General features: G+C 67.5%; 15 protein-coding genes and 1 tRNA gene. 11 read left to right on the top strand and 5 right to left on the bottom strand.

Annotated elements, in window-relative coordinates:
* Positions 1-4 precede the first annotated feature (4 nt).
* Together ASE75_RS08415 and ASE75_RS08410 are read left to right on the top strand one after the other, a co-directional pair.
* The gene (locus ASE75_RS08415) at positions 5-925 is read left to right on the top strand and encodes a tyrosine-type recombinase/integrase (RefSeq protein ID WP_055931802.1); all 921 of its coding nucleotides are present in this window, start codon (positions 5-7) and stop codon (positions 923-925) included.
* A 94-nt stretch (positions 926-1,019) separates the two neighbouring features.
* The gene (locus tag ASE75_RS08410) at positions 1,020-1,967 is read left to right on the top strand and encodes an acetyl-CoA carboxylase carboxyltransferase subunit alpha (RefSeq protein WP_055932227.1); all 948 of its coding nucleotides are present in this window, start codon (positions 1,020-1,022) and stop codon (positions 1,965-1,967) included.
* Positions 1,968-2,046: 79 nt separating this feature from the next.
* Here the strand turns inward: ASE75_RS08410 and ASE75_RS08405 are convergent, their stop codons facing one another.
* The gene (locus ASE75_RS08405; RefSeq protein ID WP_055932225.1) at positions 2,047-2,214 is read right to left on the bottom strand and encodes a Flp family type IVb pilin; all 168 of its coding nucleotides are present in this window, start codon (positions 2,212-2,214) and stop codon (positions 2,047-2,049) included.
* A gap of 130 nt (positions 2,215-2,344) precedes the next feature.
* Complete coding sequence (locus ASE75_RS08400) at positions 2,345-2,545, bottom strand: Flp family type IVb pilin (protein ID WP_055931799.1); 201 nt, start codon at positions 2,543-2,545, stop codon at positions 2,345-2,347.
* A 52-nt stretch (positions 2,546-2,597) separates the two neighbouring features.
* On the opposite strand from ASE75_RS08400, the gene ASE75_RS08395 reads away from it, so the two are divergent.
* Complete coding sequence (locus tag ASE75_RS08395; protein ID WP_055931797.1) at positions 2,598-3,008, top strand: (deoxy)nucleoside triphosphate pyrophosphohydrolase; 411 nt, start codon at positions 2,598-2,600, stop codon at positions 3,006-3,008.
* A gap of 22 nt (positions 3,009-3,030) precedes the next feature.
* On the opposite strand, the gene ASE75_RS08390 is transcribed toward ASE75_RS08395, so the two are convergent.
* Positions 3,031-3,282 carry a DUF6356 family protein gene (locus ASE75_RS08390; protein WP_055931794.1) on the bottom strand — a complete coding sequence of 84 codons (252 nt, stop codon included), beginning with the start codon at positions 3,280-3,282 and terminating at the stop codon, positions 3,031-3,033.
* Positions 3,283-3,395: 113 nt separating this feature from the next.
* On the opposite strand from ASE75_RS08390, the gene ASE75_RS08385 reads away from it, so the two are divergent.
* Complete coding sequence (locus ASE75_RS08385) at positions 3,396-3,860, top strand: Lrp/AsnC family transcriptional regulator (protein ID WP_055931788.1); 465 nt, start codon at positions 3,396-3,398, stop codon at positions 3,858-3,860.
* A gap of 3 nt (positions 3,861-3,863) precedes the next feature.
* Here the strand turns inward: ASE75_RS08385 and ASE75_RS08380 are convergent.
* Positions 3,864-3,937 (bottom strand) — tRNA-Cys (locus ASE75_RS08380).
* 191 nt (positions 3,938-4,128) lie between these two features.
* Here ASE75_RS08380 and ASE75_RS08375 point away from each other — a divergent pair.
* From ASE75_RS08375 to ASE75_RS08355, 5 genes are all read left to right on the top strand, one after another.
* A complete protein-coding gene (locus ASE75_RS08375) occupies positions 4,129-4,794 on the top strand; it encodes a protein-L-isoaspartate O-methyltransferase family protein (RefSeq protein ID WP_055931785.1) in 666 nt (221 codons plus the stop codon).
* An 8-nt stretch (positions 4,795-4,802) separates the two neighbouring features.
* Complete coding sequence (locus ASE75_RS08370) at positions 4,803-6,353, top strand: TolC family outer membrane protein (protein WP_055931782.1); 1,551 nt, start codon at positions 4,803-4,805, stop codon at positions 6,351-6,353.
* A gap of 19 nt (positions 6,354-6,372) precedes the next feature.
* Complete coding sequence (locus ASE75_RS08365) at positions 6,373-6,906, top strand: DUF2497 domain-containing protein (protein WP_200922329.1); 534 nt, start codon at positions 6,373-6,375, stop codon at positions 6,904-6,906.
* Between the two features lie 39 nt (positions 6,907-6,945).
* Positions 6,946-9,720 (top strand): valine--tRNA ligase, encoded by a 2,775-nt coding sequence (locus tag ASE75_RS08360; RefSeq protein WP_055931779.1) that lies wholly within the window; start codon positions 6,946-6,948, stop codon positions 9,718-9,720.
* A gap of 111 nt (positions 9,721-9,831) precedes the next feature.
* Positions 9,832-11,280 carry an MATE family efflux transporter gene (locus ASE75_RS08355; RefSeq protein WP_055931776.1) on the top strand — a complete coding sequence of 483 codons (1,449 nt, stop codon included), beginning with the start codon at positions 9,832-9,834 and terminating at the stop codon, positions 11,278-11,280.
* Positions 11,281-11,297: 17 nt separating this feature from the next.
* On the opposite strand, the gene ASE75_RS08350 is transcribed toward ASE75_RS08355, so the two are convergent.
* Positions 11,298-12,206 carry a diacylglycerol/lipid kinase family protein gene (locus tag ASE75_RS08350; protein ID WP_055931773.1) on the bottom strand — a complete coding sequence of 303 codons (909 nt, stop codon included), beginning with the start codon at positions 12,204-12,206 and terminating at the stop codon, positions 11,298-11,300.
* Between the two features lie 79 nt (positions 12,207-12,285).
* On the opposite strand from ASE75_RS08350, the gene hemB reads away from it, so the two are divergent.
* Both hemB and ASE75_RS08340 read left to right on the top strand, forming a co-directional pair.
* On the top strand, positions 12,286-13,278 hold the full coding sequence (gene hemB, locus ASE75_RS08345) for a porphobilinogen synthase (protein WP_055931770.1): 993 nt from the start codon (positions 12,286-12,288) through the stop codon (positions 13,276-13,278).
* A gap of 195 nt (positions 13,279-13,473) precedes the next feature.
* Positions 13,474-15,687: a spermidine synthase gene (locus tag ASE75_RS08340; protein WP_235512563.1), complete on the top strand. Its 2,214-nt coding sequence runs from the start codon at positions 13,474-13,476 to the stop codon at positions 15,685-15,687.
* Position 15,688 lies beyond the last annotated feature (1 nt).

Below are 15,688 nucleotides of genomic sequence, written 5' to 3'. Positions count from 1 at the left end.
CGGCGTGCCGAGCGACCGCGTGCTGATCGACCGGTTTCTCGACATGCTGGCGGCGGAGGCGGGCGCGGCGGCCAACACCATCGCAGCGTATCGCAGCGACCTGATGCTGGCATCGGTTGCGGCCGGCGGCGCGCTGGCGGTGGCCGATACCGACGGCGTTCAGCGGCTGGCCGGGGGCTGGTCTGCGCTGGCGCGCTCGACCGTGTCGCGCAAGGCGGCGGCGCTCCGGCGGTTCTACGGCTTTCTGGTGGATGACGGCTACCGTACCGACGATGTGGGGCAGGCGCTGCCACGTCCGGGTATCCGGCGACCCCTGCCGAAAATCCTGTCGCACGGCGATGTCGACCGGCTGTTCGCCCGCATCGCCGAGCGGGTCGCGGCCAAGCCGGTCGCCCCGGCCGACCTGCGTCTGTCGGCGCTGGTCGAGCTGCTGTACGGGTCGGGCCTGCGCGCCAGCGAACTCGTCGGACTGCCGCGCGCGGCGCTGGCGGCGGACCGGCCGTTCCTGATCCTGAAGGGCAAGGGCGGGCGCGAGCGGCTGGTGCCGATTTCCGACCGGGCGCGGATGGCGGTGGCGGCGTGGCGGGTGCATGTGCCGGCCGATCGCGCGTGGCTGTTCCCGTCCGGCAGGGAGCAGGGGGGAAAGGGGCATCTGTCGCGCATCCGCCTGTATCAGCTGGTCAAGGCGCTGGCCGCCGATGCCGGCATCCCGCCCGACCGGGTCAGCCCGCACGTCCTGCGCCATGCGTTCGCGACGCATCTGCTGGAAGGCGGCGCGGACCTGCGCGCGTTGCAGATGATGCTGGGCCATGCCGATATCGCGACGACCGAGATCTACACCCATGTCGATGCCGGGCGGCTGGTCGAGCTGGTCAATATGCGTCATCCGCTGGCCGAGATTGACGCGCGCCGGCCGCCGGCCTAACGCGCCGCGCTTTGTGGTCGACCCTCGCGGGGCTGGCCTTTCCGCGGGGCGTCGATAGAAGGGCGCGAGCGGCTACCCCAAGACGAAAGAGATGATGGCAAGCTTCCTCGACTTCGAGAAACCGATCGCCGAGCTTCAGGGCCGGATCGACGAACTGCGCACGACGGCGGCCGATGGCACGGTCGATATCGACGCGGAGATCGGCCGGTTGCAGGCCAAGTCCGACAAGCTGTTGCGCGATACCTTCGCCCGGCTGACGCCGTGGCAGAAGACACAGGTCGCGCGCCACCCCGAACGCCCGCATTTCAAGGATTATGTCGCCGGCCTGTTCGACGAGTTCGTGCCGCTCGCCGGCGACCGCGCCTTTGCCGACGATCAGGCGATCATCGGCGGCTTCGCGATGTTCCGCGGACGGCGGGTGATGGTGATCGGCCATGAAAAGGGCAACGACACCGCCAGCCGGCTGCGCCACAATTTCGGCATGGGCAAGCCCGAGGGATATCGCAAGGCGATCCGGCTGGTCGAGCTGGCGGCGCGGTTCGGCCTGCCGATCGTGACACTGGTCGACACGTCGGGTGCGTTCCCCGGTATCCAGGCCGAGGAGCGCGGCCAGGCCGAGGCGATCGCCCGGTCGACGGCTGCCTGTCTTGAGGCCGACGTGCCGGTCGTGTCGGTGATCGTCGGCGAGGGCGGATCGGGTGGCGCGGTGGCGCTGGCCGCGGGCAACCGGGTGCTGATGTTCGAGCACGCGGTCTATTCGGTGATTTCGCCCGAGGGGTGCGCGTCGATCCTGTGGCGCACGTCGGACAAGGCGCCCGATGCGGCCGAGGCGATGCGGGTGACCGCGCAGGATCTGAAAACGTTCGGTGTCATCGACACCATCGTGCCCGAACCGGTCGGTGGCGCGCATCGTGACCCAGGCGTGGCGATCAGTTCGCTGGGCGATGCGATCGAGGGGGCGCTGGGAAGTCTGGTCGCGCTGGACCCCAAGGCGCTGCGGCGCGAGCGGCGCGAGAAGTTTCTGGCGATGGGGCGGCTTTAGGCCGTCGCGTCATCGGCCAATACGAAAAGGGGCGGCAAACCTGGTTTGCCGCCCCGTTCCGTTGTCCGAGCAGAAAAACTCAGCCAGCCTTCATGTTCGTCGAGACGTTGTTGAACGTCTTGGTCAGCTGGTTGCCCAGGCCCTGCATGGCGGCAATGGCGGCAACGGCGATCAGCGCGGCGATCAGGCCGTACTCGATTGCGGTTGCGCCCTTCTTGTCGCCGAAAAACTTGCGGATCGTCTTCATACCGGTCTCCATGGTTGCAAAAGCTTCAGTCACCCGGTCGAACCGGCATGACCGGGTCGACGCAACTGGAGGTAGACGGTGGACATTGAGAAATGTTTAAGAGCCGGGAACAATGTCGAAGCGCCGTCGATCAGTTCGTCTTCGACACCTTGGTGCTGATGTTGCCCCACAGCGCGGTGGTGACGTCGGCAACCTGCGTGAAGGCACCGATCATCGCGATCACGACCAGACTGACGATGAGGCCATATTCGATCGCGGTCGCGGCCCGGCGATCGCGGGCAAAGCGGACAAGGCGCTGTACGGCGCGCGAGGGGAGCAGCCGCGACTTCATGAGGCTGGTTTAACCCGTATTGCTTAACGAACCATCAAAGGGCCGCTGCCGAATGTCGATTCCGTACCTGTTGCCGGTTGTCGCCGCCGCGCTGAACGATGCGGGTGGCCGGGTGCTGGTGCAACAGCGGCCGGCGGGCAAATCATTGGGCGGTCTTTGGGAATTTCCGGGCGGGAAGATCGAGCCGGGCGAGACGCCGGAGGCGGCTCTGGTCCGCGAACTGGCCGAGGAACTGGGCATCGTCGTGGCGATCGGGGATCTGCGGCCGATCGCCTTTGCCAGCCACGGACTCGGCGCGCGTCACCTGGTCCTGCTGCTGTACCGCGTCGATGGGTGGCAGGGGGTGCCGCAGCCGCTGGAGGCCAGCGCGCTGCGATGGGAGCGGCCCGAGGCATTGCACCACCTGCCGATGCCGCCGGCCGATGTGCCGCTGGTCGAGGCTTTGGTGCGGTTGCTGGACTAAATCCTGCCGCGCGATCGCGCCGTCAGATAACCCAGGTCAGGCCGGCCGGCGCTTCATTGGCAGCGATCCGGCGGCGATTGGTCACCATCCGGTCGTGCAGCATGACGATTCGCGTGCTGCCGGTCCGCTCGAACAGCGCGGGCACGAAGGCGTGGACCAGCGCGGCGCAGCCGGCGGTCAGCAGGTGCCGCGCGAAGAACAGTGAATGGCCCATATGCGCGACATAGCCCTCGTCGACGGTGCGGGGATGGGCCAGAAAATACCGCTCGATCATTATCGGTCCTTCATTGCGACGACACGATCATAGCTGGCCTGCCCAAGAAATTGGTTCCAAGTTTTGCAGGCCGGCGGCATGAAGGAGGCAGTTGTTGCTGCCGGAGCGTGCATATGGAGAATATTGTTCTCGATCCCGTCGATCGGCGCATCCTCGCCATGTTGCAGGTCGACGCGAATCGGTCGGTCGCGGACATTGCCGAGGCGGTCGGGCTGTCGACGACGCCGTGCTGGAAACGGATCAAGCGGCTGGAGCGTGACGGCGTGATCGAGCGCCGGGTGGCGATCCTGAGCCGCGACCGGCTGGGGCTGGGGGTGACGGTGATCGTGGCGATCAAGACCGCGCGGCACAGCGATGCGTGGCTTGACGATTTTTCGGCCGGCGTATCGGCGATACCCGAGGTGGTGGAGTTTTATCGCATGAGCGGCGAAATCGACTATCTGCTGAAGATCGTCGCGCGCGACATCGCCGATTACGACCGCATCTATCGCAAGCTGACCAAGGTCGCGGACCTGCACGACGTGTCGTCGTCGTTTGCGATGCAGGAGATCAAGTCCACGACCGCGCTGCCGCTGTAGAATTGGAGGCCCGACCGGGAATCGAACCCGGGTGCGAGGATTTGCAGTCCTCTACGTCACCACTCCGCCATCGGGCCTCAACGCGTTGCAGGCGGCGGCTGATGCCGTGGGGGACGTGGCATGTCAACCACATGTCTTGCGAATAGTGCGTCCGGTCGGCCTGTGCGCCCCTCCGTCGGGCTTGGCCTGATGCCGCGCGCGCGATACAAGCGCGACAGTGATTTAGTGTATTGTGCGGCTAAGACAGCCGTGGCACAGAGGCGAGGCTATGACGATGACGAGCGCACAGACCGGTTTCGACACGATGCGTCACGCGATGGTGGCGAGCCAGTTGCGGACGACGGCGGTCAACGATCCGCGCGTCGTCGCGGCGATGGCGACCGTCCCGCGCGAGCGGTTCGTGCCGGGTGAGGCGGCGGCGATCGCCTATCGCGACACCGCCCTGCCGATCGGCAATGGTCGCCATGCCAATGTCCCGATGGCGACCGGCAAGCTGCTGACCGAGGCGTATCTGACCGGCACCGACCGGGTGCTGCTGATCGGGGCGGCGGGTGGCTATACCGCTGCCTTGCTGTCCGGCCTGGTGGCGCGCGTCGTCGCGGTCGAAAGCGACGCGGCGCTGGCGGCGCACGCCCGCGAGGCGCTGGCGGGTTATGCCAACGTCACGGTCGTTGAGGGCGCGCTGGAGGCGGGTCACGCCGCCGACGCACCCTATGACCTATTGCTGGTCGACGGCGCGGTCGAGCATCTGCCCGACGCGCTGGTCGCCCAGGTGGCGGTCGGCGGCCGCGTGCTGACCGGTCTGGTCGATCGCGGCATCACGCGGCTGGCACAGGGTACGCGGACGGCGGGCGGCTTCGCGCTGACGCCGTTCGCCGATGTCGATTGCGTCGGCCTTCCCGGCTTTGCGCTGCCCCGCAGCTTCACCTTCTGAAAGCGACCATGACCAACGCCCTGACCCGACCTGTTGCTGTGTTTCTGGCCGGGGTGGCCGGCCTTGCGCTGGTCGCGCCGGCCACTGCCGAGACGCTGCGCGAGGCGATGGTCAAGGCGTATACCACCAATCCGACGCTCACCGCCCAGCGCGCGACGCTCCGCGCGACGGACGAGAATGTGCCGATCGCGCGCGCGTCGAGCCTGCCGGCGCTGACGGCCAACGGGGCGTTCACCGAAAATCTCGTGGTCGCCGGCAACAGCGTCTTCAATCCGGCGCGACAGGCCACGGCCAACACCCAGTTGTCGATCCCGCTGTACCAGGGCGGCGGCGTGAAGAACCAGATCGCGGCCGCCCGTACCCGGGTCGAGGGCGGTCGCGCCACGCTGCGCAGTACCGAGGCGGACCTGTTCACCAACGTCGTCGCGGCGTATATGGACGTCATCCGCGACGAGGCGATCGTCGGTCTGAACACGCAGAATGTCCGGGTGCTGGACGTCAACCTGCGCGCCAGTTCGGACCGGTTCCAGGTCGGCGACCTGACCCGCACCGACGTCGCCCAGTCCGAAGCGCGGCTGGCGCTCGCCCGCGCGCAATTGCAGTCGGCACAGGCGCAGCTGATTTCCAGCCGCGAAAACTACATCCGCGTGGTCGGCGACGAACCGCAGTCGCTGGTCGAACCGCCGGTGCTGCCCAATCTGCCGGCAGCGTCCGACACGGTGGTCGCGGTCGCGCTGCAGAACAATCCGGCGTTGCTGGCCGCCGCCAAGGAGCGCGACGCAAGCCGGTATGATGTCGGTGTCGCGCGTGCCACCCGCCTGCCGCGGCTGAGCGCGGTCGCGGGCGGCAGCTATTACAACTATCTCAATTCGCTGGGCGCGGCGGGCAGTCTGGTCGGCGGGATCCCCCTGTCGGGCACGGCGGCGCAGGCCGGGCTGCAGCTGTCGGTGCCGCTGTTCCAGGGTGGGCGCCCCGCGGCGCAGGTGCGGCAGGCCGAGGCGTTGCAGTCGCGCGCGATCGAGCAGGTGACGCTGGCCGAACGCGGCGTGATCGCGCAGGCGCGCTCCGCCTATGCCGTCTGGCGGTCGGCGGAGCAGGTGATCGCGTCGTCCGAAATCGCGGTCAACGCCAACAAATTGTCGCTGGAGGGCGTCCGCGCTGAAAACAGCGTCGGCACGCGCACCATCCTCGACATCCTGAATGCCGAGCAGGAATTGCTGAACAGTCAGGTCACGTTGGTGACCGCGCGCCGCGACGCCTATGTCGCGGGCTTCGCGCTGCTGGCGGCAATGGGCCGGGCCGAGGCGCGGAACCTGGGGCTGGACGGCGGTGCGCTGTACGATCCGGTCGCCAATTACGACCGCGTCCGCAACCGCATCAATGATTTCGACAGCGATGGCGAGCCGGCGCCAGTGGCGACCTCGACCGCTAACAGTCGCGCACAGACCGCCGCCGTCAGGCCGACCAGCGACCCGATGCTCGACAGCAGTGTTGACAGAAACGCGGCGATAACCACAGGTGCGGACTCGCCGAACCGCGGGGGTGCACCTGTTCGGTAAGCTACGGGTGGAAGACGTGATGGGGGATATCAGCGCCGAACCGTCGATGGAGGAAATCCTCTCGTCGATCAAACGGATCATCGCCGAGGAGGAAAGCGGCGCGCCCGCGCGGCCACGGCGCGCGCGTACGCCGTCGCGGCTGCTGGACGAGGATGGCGACGAGGACGAGATTCTCGAACTCAGCGATCCGATTCCGGCCCCGGCGCGGCCAGAACCCGTGCCGCAGCGCCCGGTCTTTGCCAAGGTGACGCCGGAGCCGCGCGCGCAGGCACCCGCCGCGCCCGCGCCGCCGCCAATTGCGGCACCTGCCGCCGCTGAACCGGACCCCGACCCCATAGTCTCGACCCGCGCCGCCAGCGCCACGCGCGGCTCGCTCGATGCGCTGACCCGCATGGTGGTGAAGCCCGAACCGGGCAGCGACGGCACGCTGGAGGGGCTGGTCCGCGACCTTCTGCGCCCGATGCTGGCCGAATGGCTCGATTCGCACCTGCCCGACATGGTCGAGGCAATGGTGGCCAAGGAAATCGCGCGAATCTCCAGCCAGCAGCGCTGAGGCTGGCCTAGCCGCTCGCGTCCCGTTACAGCGCGGGGCATGAGCGAGATGTCCAAGACCTTCGACCCCGCCGCCATCGAGGCGCATTGGTACAAGCATTGGGAAGAAAAGGGCCTGTTCCGCCCCGATCGCCCGGGTGCCGAGCCGTGGACGATCGTCAATCCGCCGCCCAACGTCACGGGCAGCCTGCATATCGGCCACGCGCTCGACAACACGTTGCAGGACATATTGGTCCGCCACGCCCGGCTGAAGGGCAAGGACGCGCTGTGGGTGGTCGGCACCGACCATGCCGGCATCGCCACGCAGATGGTGGTGGAGCGCAATCTGGCCAAGGACGGCGTGAAGCGTACCGACCTTGGCCGCGAGGCATTCGTCGACAAGGTCTGGGACTGGAAGGCCGAGAGCGGCGGCGAGATCACGCGCCAGCTGCGCCGCCTTGGCTGTTCGATGGACTGGGCCAACGAACGCTTCACGATGGACGAGGGCTTTTCCAAGGCCGTCCTGAAGGTGTTCGTCGAGCTGCACCGGCAGGGCCTGCTGTATCGCGACAAGCGCCTCGTGAACTGGGATCCGGGCCTTGGCACCGCGATCAGCGATCTTGAGGTCGAGACGCGCGAGATCAAGGGCAGCTTCTGGCACCTGCGTTATCCGCTGGCGGACGGCAGCGGCTTCATCGAGGTGGCGACGACGCGGCCCGAGACGATGCTTGCTGACATGGCGGTCGCGGTGAACCCCGAGGACGCGCGTTACACCGCGCTGGTCGGCAAGCAGGTACGCCTGCCGATCACCGGGCGGCTGATTGACATCGTGCCAGACGAACATGCCGATCCGGCGCTCGGGTCGGGCGCGGTGAAGATCACGCCGGGGCATGACTTCAACGATTTCGAGGTCGGCCGGCGCGCGGGTATCGAGGCGCGCGACATGCTCAACATGCTCGATCCGAAGGCGCGGATCGTCCAGACGGCGGATGGTCTGGTTCCGGCCGAGCTGCTGGGCCTGACCACAGCGGAGGCGCGCACGGCGGTGGTCGCGCGGTTGAAGGACGAGGGGTTCCTGATCCCGCACACCGACAAGGACGGCGTGGAGCACGACGCCGAGCCGCGTACGATCCAGACGCCCTATGGCGACCGCTCGGGCGTGGTGATCGAGCCGTGGCTGACCGACCAATGGTATGTCGACGCCAAGACGCTCGCCCAGCCGGCAATCGAGGCGGTGCGATCGGGCGCGGTGCAGATCGTGCCGAAGTCGTGGGAGAAGACGTATTTCAACTGGATGGAAAATATCCAGCCCTGGTGCGTGTCGCGGCAACTGTGGTGGGGGCACCGGATTCCGGCTTGGTTTGCCGATGACGGATCAGTGTTCGTAGCCGAGACGGAGGCAGAAGCGCAGGCACAAGCTGGCGCGGATGTGGCGCTGTCACGCGATCCCGACGTTCTCGATACCTGGTTTTCCAGTGCCTTGTGGCCGTTTGCCACGCTTGGGTGGGATGGTTCCCAGTCTCCGTTCGCTTCGAGCGACGTCGAGAAGCCCGTACCCGGGGCCGGTTTCTCGACTGCGCTCGAAACGAACGGGCAGTTGGGGCGTCCCGCGTCGCAACTCGGCGGTCGCTATCCTAACGACGTGCTTATTTCCGGCTTCGACATCCTGTTCTTCTGGAACGCGCGGATGATGATGCAGGGTTTGCACTTCATGGGCGATGTGCCGTTCAAGACGCTGTATCTGCACGGTCTGGTCCGCGCGGCGGACGGCTCGAAGATGTCGAAGTCGAAGGGTAACACGGTCGATCCGCTCGGCCTGATCGACACCTATGGGGCCGACGCGCTGCGCTTCTTCATGGCGGCGATGGAGAGCCAGGGCCGCGACATCAAGATGGATGAGAAGCGGGTCGAGGGGTATCGCAACTTCGCGACCAAGCTGTGGAACGCCAGCCGCTTCGCGCAGGCCAACGGCATCGGCGGATCGACCACGCTGGAGGCACCCACGGCGACGCTGGCCGTCAACAAATGGATCATCGCCGAGACGATCCAGACGGTGCAGGCGGTCGACCTGGCGCTGGCCGATTACCGGTTCGACGGCGCGGCCAACGCGATCTATCAGTTCGTGTGGAGCCGGTTCTGCGACTGGTATCTCGAACTCATCAAGCCGCCGATGGTCGGTGATCAAAAGGGCGTGGTGGATGACGAGACGAAGGCCGTGGCCGGCTGGGTGCTCGACCAGATCCTCGTCCTGCTGCACCCGTTCATGCCGTTCATCACCGAGGAACTGTGGCACGCGCTCAGCCCCCGCGAGCATGACCTGATCGTCGCGCAGTGGCCGATGGCCGATGCGCGCGCGATCGACCCCGAGGCGAGCCGCGAGATCGACTGGCTGATCCGGCTGGTCGGCGAGGTGCGGACCGCGCGCAACGAACTGAACGTGCCCCCGGGCGCGCGCCTGCCGATGCATGTGCGCGATGCGTCGCCGGACACGCTGGCGCGGATCGCGCGGCAGGGGGCGGTGCTGGCGCGGATGGCGCGCGTGACTCATGCGGAGGGCGAGGCGACCGGCGGCGCTGGTGCGGCGCAGGTGGTGGTCGACGAGGCGACGTTCGTCCTGCCGCTGGACGGCGTGATCGACCTCGACGCCGAACGCGCGCGGCTGACCAAGGCGATTGCGGCGGTCGAGAAGGAACGCGATGCGCTGGGCGGGCGGCTGTCGAACGCGAGCTTCGTCGAACGGGCCAAGCCAGAGGCGGTGGAAAAGGCCAAGGCCGACCATGCCGAGAAGTCGGCGGAGGCGGCGCGGTTGCACGCGGCGCTGGGGCGGTTGGGGTAACTCCCCTCCCGCTTGCGGGAGGGGCTGGGGGAGGGGCTTCCTCCCGGACATACCTTGCGCGTCGGATCAGGCCCTCCCCTGACCCCTCCCGCAAGCGGGAGGGGAATTATCGTGGCGAGCAGACCCGGACAGCGTGACCTGACCACCGGCCCGATCGGCAAGACGCTGCTCGCGTTCGCGCTGCCGACGCTCGGGTCGAGCGTGCTGCAGTCGCTGAACGGGTCGATCAACGCGATCTGGATCGGCCAGTTTCTGGGCGAGCGTGCGCTGGCGGCGACGACCAACGCCAACATCATCATGTTCCTGCTGATTGCCGCCGTCTTCGGCTTCGGCATGGCCGCGACGATCCTGATCGGCCAGAATATGGGCCGGCGGGACATGGACGCGGTGCGGCGGGTGCTGGGCACCGCCTTCGGGCTGTTCGCGATCATCTCGGTAGTGACGGTCGTGGTGGGGTGGTTCGTCGCGCCGACGATCCTGACAGCGTTGTCCACTCCGGCGGAGGTCTATCCCCTGGCGCTGGCCTATCTGCGCGTCATCTTCGTCGCGATGCCGGCGGGGTTCCTGACCGTGCTGCTTACGATGGCGCTGCGCGGCACGGGCGATTCGCTGACGCCGCTGAAGTTCATGGCGCTGGGGTCGGTGGTCGACGTCGTGTTGAACCCGCTGTTCATCCGGGGGATCGGACCGATCCCGGCCTTGGGAATCCAGGGGTCGGCGCTGGCGACTTTGGTCGCCAACGGCGTCTCGCTGAGCGCACTTGTCTGGTACATCTATGCCCGCGACCTGCCGATCCGGCTGCGCGGGCCTGAAATGAGCTATCTGCGGCCCGACCCGACCTTGCTGAAGTCCATCGTGACCAAGGGGCTGCCGATGGGGTTGCAGATGCTGGTCGTGTCCACGTCGGCCTTGGCGATGATCGGTCTGGTCAACCGCAACGGCACGTCGACCACCGCCGCCTATGGTGCTGCGAACCAGCTATGGACCTATGTCCAGATGCCGGCGATGGCGGTGGGTGCGGCGGTCAGCGCGATGGCGGCGCAGAATATCGGGGCCGGCCGCTGGGACCGGGTCGACCGGATCACGCGCGACGGGCTGGTCATGAACCTTGGCCTGACCGGCGCGCTGATCGTGATCCTGACCCTGCTCGACCGCCATGTCCTGTGGCTGTTCCTGGGGCAGGACGCCGCGTCGATCGACATCGCCGTGCGGATCAACCTGCTCGCGGGCTGGAGCTTCGTGCTGTTCGGCGTGTCGATGGTGCTGTCGGCGACGGTGCGCGCGAACGGAGTGGTGATCGCGCCGCTGCTGATCCTGGCGACCGCGATGTTCCCGGTGCGGTTCGGCATGGCCTATGCCCTGGAACCGCGCTGGGGTGCGGACGCGATCTGGTGGAGTTTCCCGGCGGGGTCGTTTGCGTCGATGATCCTGACCATCGCCTATTACCGCTTCGGCAACTGGCGCAAATCGACGCTGGTGACCAAGCCGGATCAAGCGGAATGTCACGAACAGGCGATGGCCGAGGGGCAGCCGACGGGCAAGCCGATGCCGGTCGGTTGACGCCTACCCCCGAAATCCTACCCCCAGTCGGCCGCCGACACCGGGCCTTCGATTGGGGCCATGACCTCGATAATGCCGGCGGCGATGCGGGCGGTCACCGGCGTCTTGGCCAGCACCTCGCCGTCGATCGAGATGGGGAGCGGCGGGATCGTCTGGATGCGGATGCTCTTGCCGCGGAAATCGCGCGTGTCCTCATGTCGGGACTTGTGGCGAAAGACGCTGGCGACCCAGTTCTTGACCAGCCGCCGCTTCACATGGCCACACACCGCCTGCACCACGATTTCGCCCGAATCGATTTCGGCGGCGTCGACCAGATCGGTGCCGCCGTGATACGGACCGTTGGAGATGCGAACCTCCACCACGCGCAGGCGTTCCTGCGTCTCGCCCTCGCCGATGATGAGCGTGAAGGGGCGGAAGCGCATGAACTGATAGGCCGCCCAGCCAAGATAGCCGAGCCGGCCCAGCACCTTCTTCAGCCCGTGCGGCACGGTCTTGGCGATCTGCGGCGAGATGCCCATCGCCGCGCAATTGGCGTAATAATCGTCGTCGATCATGCCCAGGTCGATCCGGCGCGGGCGGCCGGTACGCAGCACGTCGATCGCGCCGTCGACATCCATCGGGATGCCGAGCGTGCGGCAAAAGCTGTTCGCGGTGCCAAGCGGCAGGACGCCGAGGATCACATCCTTGCCGACCAGCAGGTCGACGAGGCCGCTGATGGTCCCGTCGCCACCGCCAAGGATCACGAGGTCCGGTTTCTTCGCCAGCGCGCGGCGGACGGTGCGTTCCAGATGCCTGGGGTCCTCGACCGCATGGGCATCCACGGTGTAGGGCAGTCCCTCCATCGCGGCGCAGGCGCGCTTGAACAGCGCCTGGCCACGGCGCGATTTGGCATTGACGATCATCGCCGCGGACTTGATCTCGCGCATGGCTTTTCCCCCTCGCCGGATGGCGGTTACGCCCCCGTAACGCTTGCAGGGGCGTGTATGATCCCGCACAAGCCGGCCCATGTCCGCAACCTATCCCGCCCTTCGCCTGCGCCGTACGCGCGCCACCGACTGGAGCCGCCGGCTTCATGCCGAAACCGTCCTGACACCGGCCGATCTGATCTGGCCCTTGTTCATTGCCGAGGGGCAGGGGGTGGAGGAGCCGGTGTCGTCCTTGCCCGGTGTGTCGCGCTGGTCGGTCGACGGCATCGTCGCGCGGGGGCGCGAGGCGCGCGACCTAGGTATTCCGTGCGTCGCGCTGTTCCCCAACACGCCCGGCCATCTGCGCAGCGACGACGGCGCGGAGGCGGTCAATCCCGACAATCTGATGTGCCGGGCGATCGCTGCGCTGAAGGATGCGGTGCCGGAGGTCGGCGTGCTGACCGACGTGGCGCTCGATCCCTATACGACCCACGGCCATGACGGGCTGGTCGATGCGGCCGGCTATGTGATGAACGACGCGACGGTCGAGGCGCTGGTGGCACAGGCGCTGAACCAAGCGGCGGCGGGCAGCGACATCATCGCGCCCAGCGACATGATGGACGGCCGGATCGGTGCGATCCGGGGTGCGCTGGAAAGCGACGGGCGACACAATGTCCAGGTCATGTCCTATGCCGCCAAATATGCCAGCGCCTTCTACGGCCCGTTCCGCGACGCGGTCGGCTCGCGCGGGCTGCTGAAGGGCGACAAGAAGACCTATCAGATGGACCCCGCCAACGCCGAGGAGGCGCTGCGCGAGGTCGCCGCCGATCTGGCCGAGGGCGCGGACAGCGTCATGGTGAAGCCGGGGCTGCCCTATCTCGACATTATCATGCGGGTGAAGGCGGCGTTTCAGGTGCCGGTCTTCGCGTACAGCGTGTCGGGCGAATATGCGATGATCGAGGCGAGCGTCGCGGCCGGCGCGGGCGAGCGTGACGCGCTGGTGCTGGAAACGCTGATGGCGTTCAAACGCGCCGGATGTTCGGGCGTCCTGACCTATCATGCGGCCCATGCGGCGCGACTGCTGGGGGCGTGATGGCGTCGGGCAAGCGTGCGATGCAGGCTTTTGGCCGTTTCCCCGCGAAGGCGGGGATCCAGAATCAAGCAGGACAAAGGCTTGCAGTATGTGTGTCCCTGGACCCCCGCCTGCGCGGGGGAACGGGCAGGGCGAGGCGGCATGGGACGCGCTTCCCGCAAATGACGGTTCACTGTGTTGCAGGGCGATAGCGCCGTGACCGAACAGCCGTTTGAAGTCAGTCCCCGCGCCGTGCCGCGCGCGCTGTACGTCGCCACCATATTGGCGGGATCGTTCCTGCTGTTCCTCGTCCAGCCGATGGTCGCGCGGATGGCGTTGCCGCGGCTGGGCGGTGCGCCGGCGGTGTGGAACTCGGCCATGCTGGTCTATCAGGCGCTGCTGCTCGGCGGCTATGCCTATGCCCATTGGCTGGGGCGGGTGCGGCCGCGGATGCAGGCGGTGGTGCATGGCGGCGTCCTGCTGCTCGCCGCATTGTGGCTGCCGATCGGGCTGATCGCGATGCCGCTGCCGGCCGACGCGCAGCCGGCGGTGTGGGTGCCGTGGCTGCTCGGCCTGTCGATCGGGCCGCTGTTCTTCGCGGTGTCGGCGCAGGCCCCGCTGATCCAGCGCTGGTACAGCACGGCCAGCGGTGGGCGCGATCCATATGCGCTGTATGCGGCGTCGAACCTTGGCAGTTTTGCCGGGCTGATCGCCTATCCGTTGCTGGTCGAGCCGCTGATGAGCCTCCACGCGCAGAGCCTGTTGTGGACGGCGGGCTATGCGTTGGTCGTCCTGCTGGTCGCGTCCTGCGCGATGCTGCTGCCCGGAACGGCGCGCGCGGAGCATGTGGTGGCGACCAGTCCGCGGGTGCCGTGGCCGCGCTATCTGCACTGGATCGCGCTGGCGTTCGTGCCGTCAGGGCTGATGCTGGCGACATCGACCTACATCACCACGGATATCGTCGCGATGCCGCTGCTGTGGGTGCTGCCGCTGGGGCTGTACCTGCTCAGTTTCACGATCGCCTTCGCCTCGTCCCGCGATACCGCCGAGATGCTGACCCGGATCGCGCCGATCACCATCCTGCTGTTCGGCGGCATCATGATCGGCGGCTATCAGGAAAAGCCATATCTGAACGCCGGCATCGCGCTGATCCTGCTGTTCATGACCGCCGTCGCGCTGCACACCGCGATGTACCGCGCGCGGCCCGAGCCGGACCGGCTGACCGCCTTCTACCTCGCCATGTCGATCGGCGGTGCGCTGGGCGGGGTGTTCGCCGGGCTGATCGCGCCGGTCGTGTTCGACTGGACCTATGAATATCCGCTGCTGATCCTGGCGGCGGGCGCGCTGGTGCCGCAACTGTACCTGACCACCGGCATCCGCCGGTTGTGGATGGGGCGCTGGCGGCGGGTCGCGTTCGGGGCGGTGATCGCGATCGCGCTGGGGCTGTTCGTGCTGCGATTCGTCGGCCCGGACGATCTGTTCGGCGAAACGCGGCAGGGGGGTGCCTTTACGGTCATCGCGCTGGTCGGCCTGATCGCGATCGGCGCGCGGGTGCCCTATGTCGTGCTGCTGGCGTCGGCGCTGCTGCTGTTCGGTGGTTATCGCTCGCTGACCCTGTCGGTGGAGGGCGGTGCGCGGACCCGCAGCTATTTCGGTGTCTATACCGTGCGCGATCAGGGTCGGACGCGCGAGCTGGACCACGGCACGACCGTCCACGGCGTCCAGCTGACCGGGTCGGACGCGCGTGAGCGGACGCCAACCACCTATTACGCGCCGGGATCGGGCGTGGGGCAGGCGATGACGCTGCTCGGGCCGCTCTATGGGCCGGGGGCGCGTGTCGGCGTCGTCGGGCTGGGGACGGGGACGCTCGCCTGCTACGCGCGGCCAGGGCAGGCATGGCGGTTCTACGAGATCGATTCGGCGATCGTCCACATCGCGCGCGATAGCGGGCAATTCACGTTCCTGCCCAAATGCCTGCCCGATCCGCCGATCCGGATCGGTGATGCGCGGATCAGCCTGGCGGCCGAACCGTCGGACAGCCTTGACCTGCTCGCGCTCGATGCCTTTTCGTCGGACAGCGTGCCGATGCACCTGATGACGGTGGAGGCGTTCGCGACCTATGGCCGGGTGCTGAGTCGACGCGGGCTGCTGCTGGTGCATATCTCCAACCGGTTCCTTGATCTGGAACCGGTGGTGGCTGCCGCCGCCAGGGCCGGCGGGTGGCAGGCGATCACGCTGGACTATGCGCCGTCGTCGCTGGCGATCGGGGCGAACCGGTCGCTATGGGTCGCCCTGTCGCGCGATCCCGGGGCGCCGGCGGCGCTGCGCGAAAATGATCCTGACTGGCGGCCGGCACGGGCAACGCCGGGGTTCGCGGCCTGGACCGACGATTACTCGACGATCCTGCCGTTGATCCGCGGGCTTCGGTAGA

The organism is Sphingomonas sp. Leaf17 (assembly GCF_001421505.1).
GTDB lineage: Bacteria > Pseudomonadota > Alphaproteobacteria > Sphingomonadales > Sphingomonadaceae > Sphingomonas.
This window is presented reverse-complemented; position numbering and strand designations above follow the sequence as displayed.

Bases quoted from the DNA above. Each gene is read 5' to 3' on its own strand.
- ASE75_RS08410 (WP_055932227.1), top strand. From the start codon at position 1,020: ATGGCAAGCTTCCTCGACTTCGAGAAACCGATCGCCGAGCTTCAGGGC.
- ASE75_RS08405 (WP_055932225.1), bottom strand. From the start codon at position 2,214: ATGAAGACGATCCGCAAGTTTTTCGGCGACAAGAAGGGCGCAACCGCA.
- ASE75_RS08400 (WP_055931799.1), bottom strand. From the start codon at position 2,545: ATGAAGTCGCGGCTGCTCCCCTCGCGCGCCGTACAGCGCCTTGTCCGC.
- ASE75_RS08395 (WP_055931797.1), top strand. From the start codon at position 2,598: ATGTCGATTCCGTACCTGTTGCCGGTTGTCGCCGCCGCGCTGAACGAT.
- ASE75_RS08390 (WP_055931794.1), bottom strand. From the start codon at position 3,282: ATGATCGAGCGGTATTTTCTGGCCCATCCCCGCACCGTCGACGAGGGC.
- ASE75_RS08385 (WP_055931788.1), top strand. From the start codon at position 3,396: ATGGAGAATATTGTTCTCGATCCCGTCGATCGGCGCATCCTCGCCATG.
- ASE75_RS08375 (WP_055931785.1), top strand. From the start codon at position 4,129: ATGACGATGACGAGCGCACAGACCGGTTTCGACACGATGCGTCACGCG.
- ASE75_RS08370 (WP_055931782.1), top strand. From the start codon at position 4,803: ATGACCAACGCCCTGACCCGACCTGTTGCTGTGTTTCTGGCCGGGGTG.
- ASE75_RS08365 (WP_200922329.1), top strand. From the start codon at position 6,373: ATGGGGGATATCAGCGCCGAACCGTCGATGGAGGAAATCCTCTCGTCG.
- ASE75_RS08360 (WP_055931779.1), top strand. From the start codon at position 6,946: ATGAGCGAGATGTCCAAGACCTTCGACCCCGCCGCCATCGAGGCGCAT.
- ASE75_RS08350 (WP_055931773.1), bottom strand. From the start codon at position 12,206: ATGCGCGAGATCAAGTCCGCGGCGATGATCGTCAATGCCAAATCGCGC.
- hemB (WP_055931770.1), top strand. From the start codon at position 12,286: ATGTCCGCAACCTATCCCGCCCTTCGCCTGCGCCGTACGCGCGCCACC.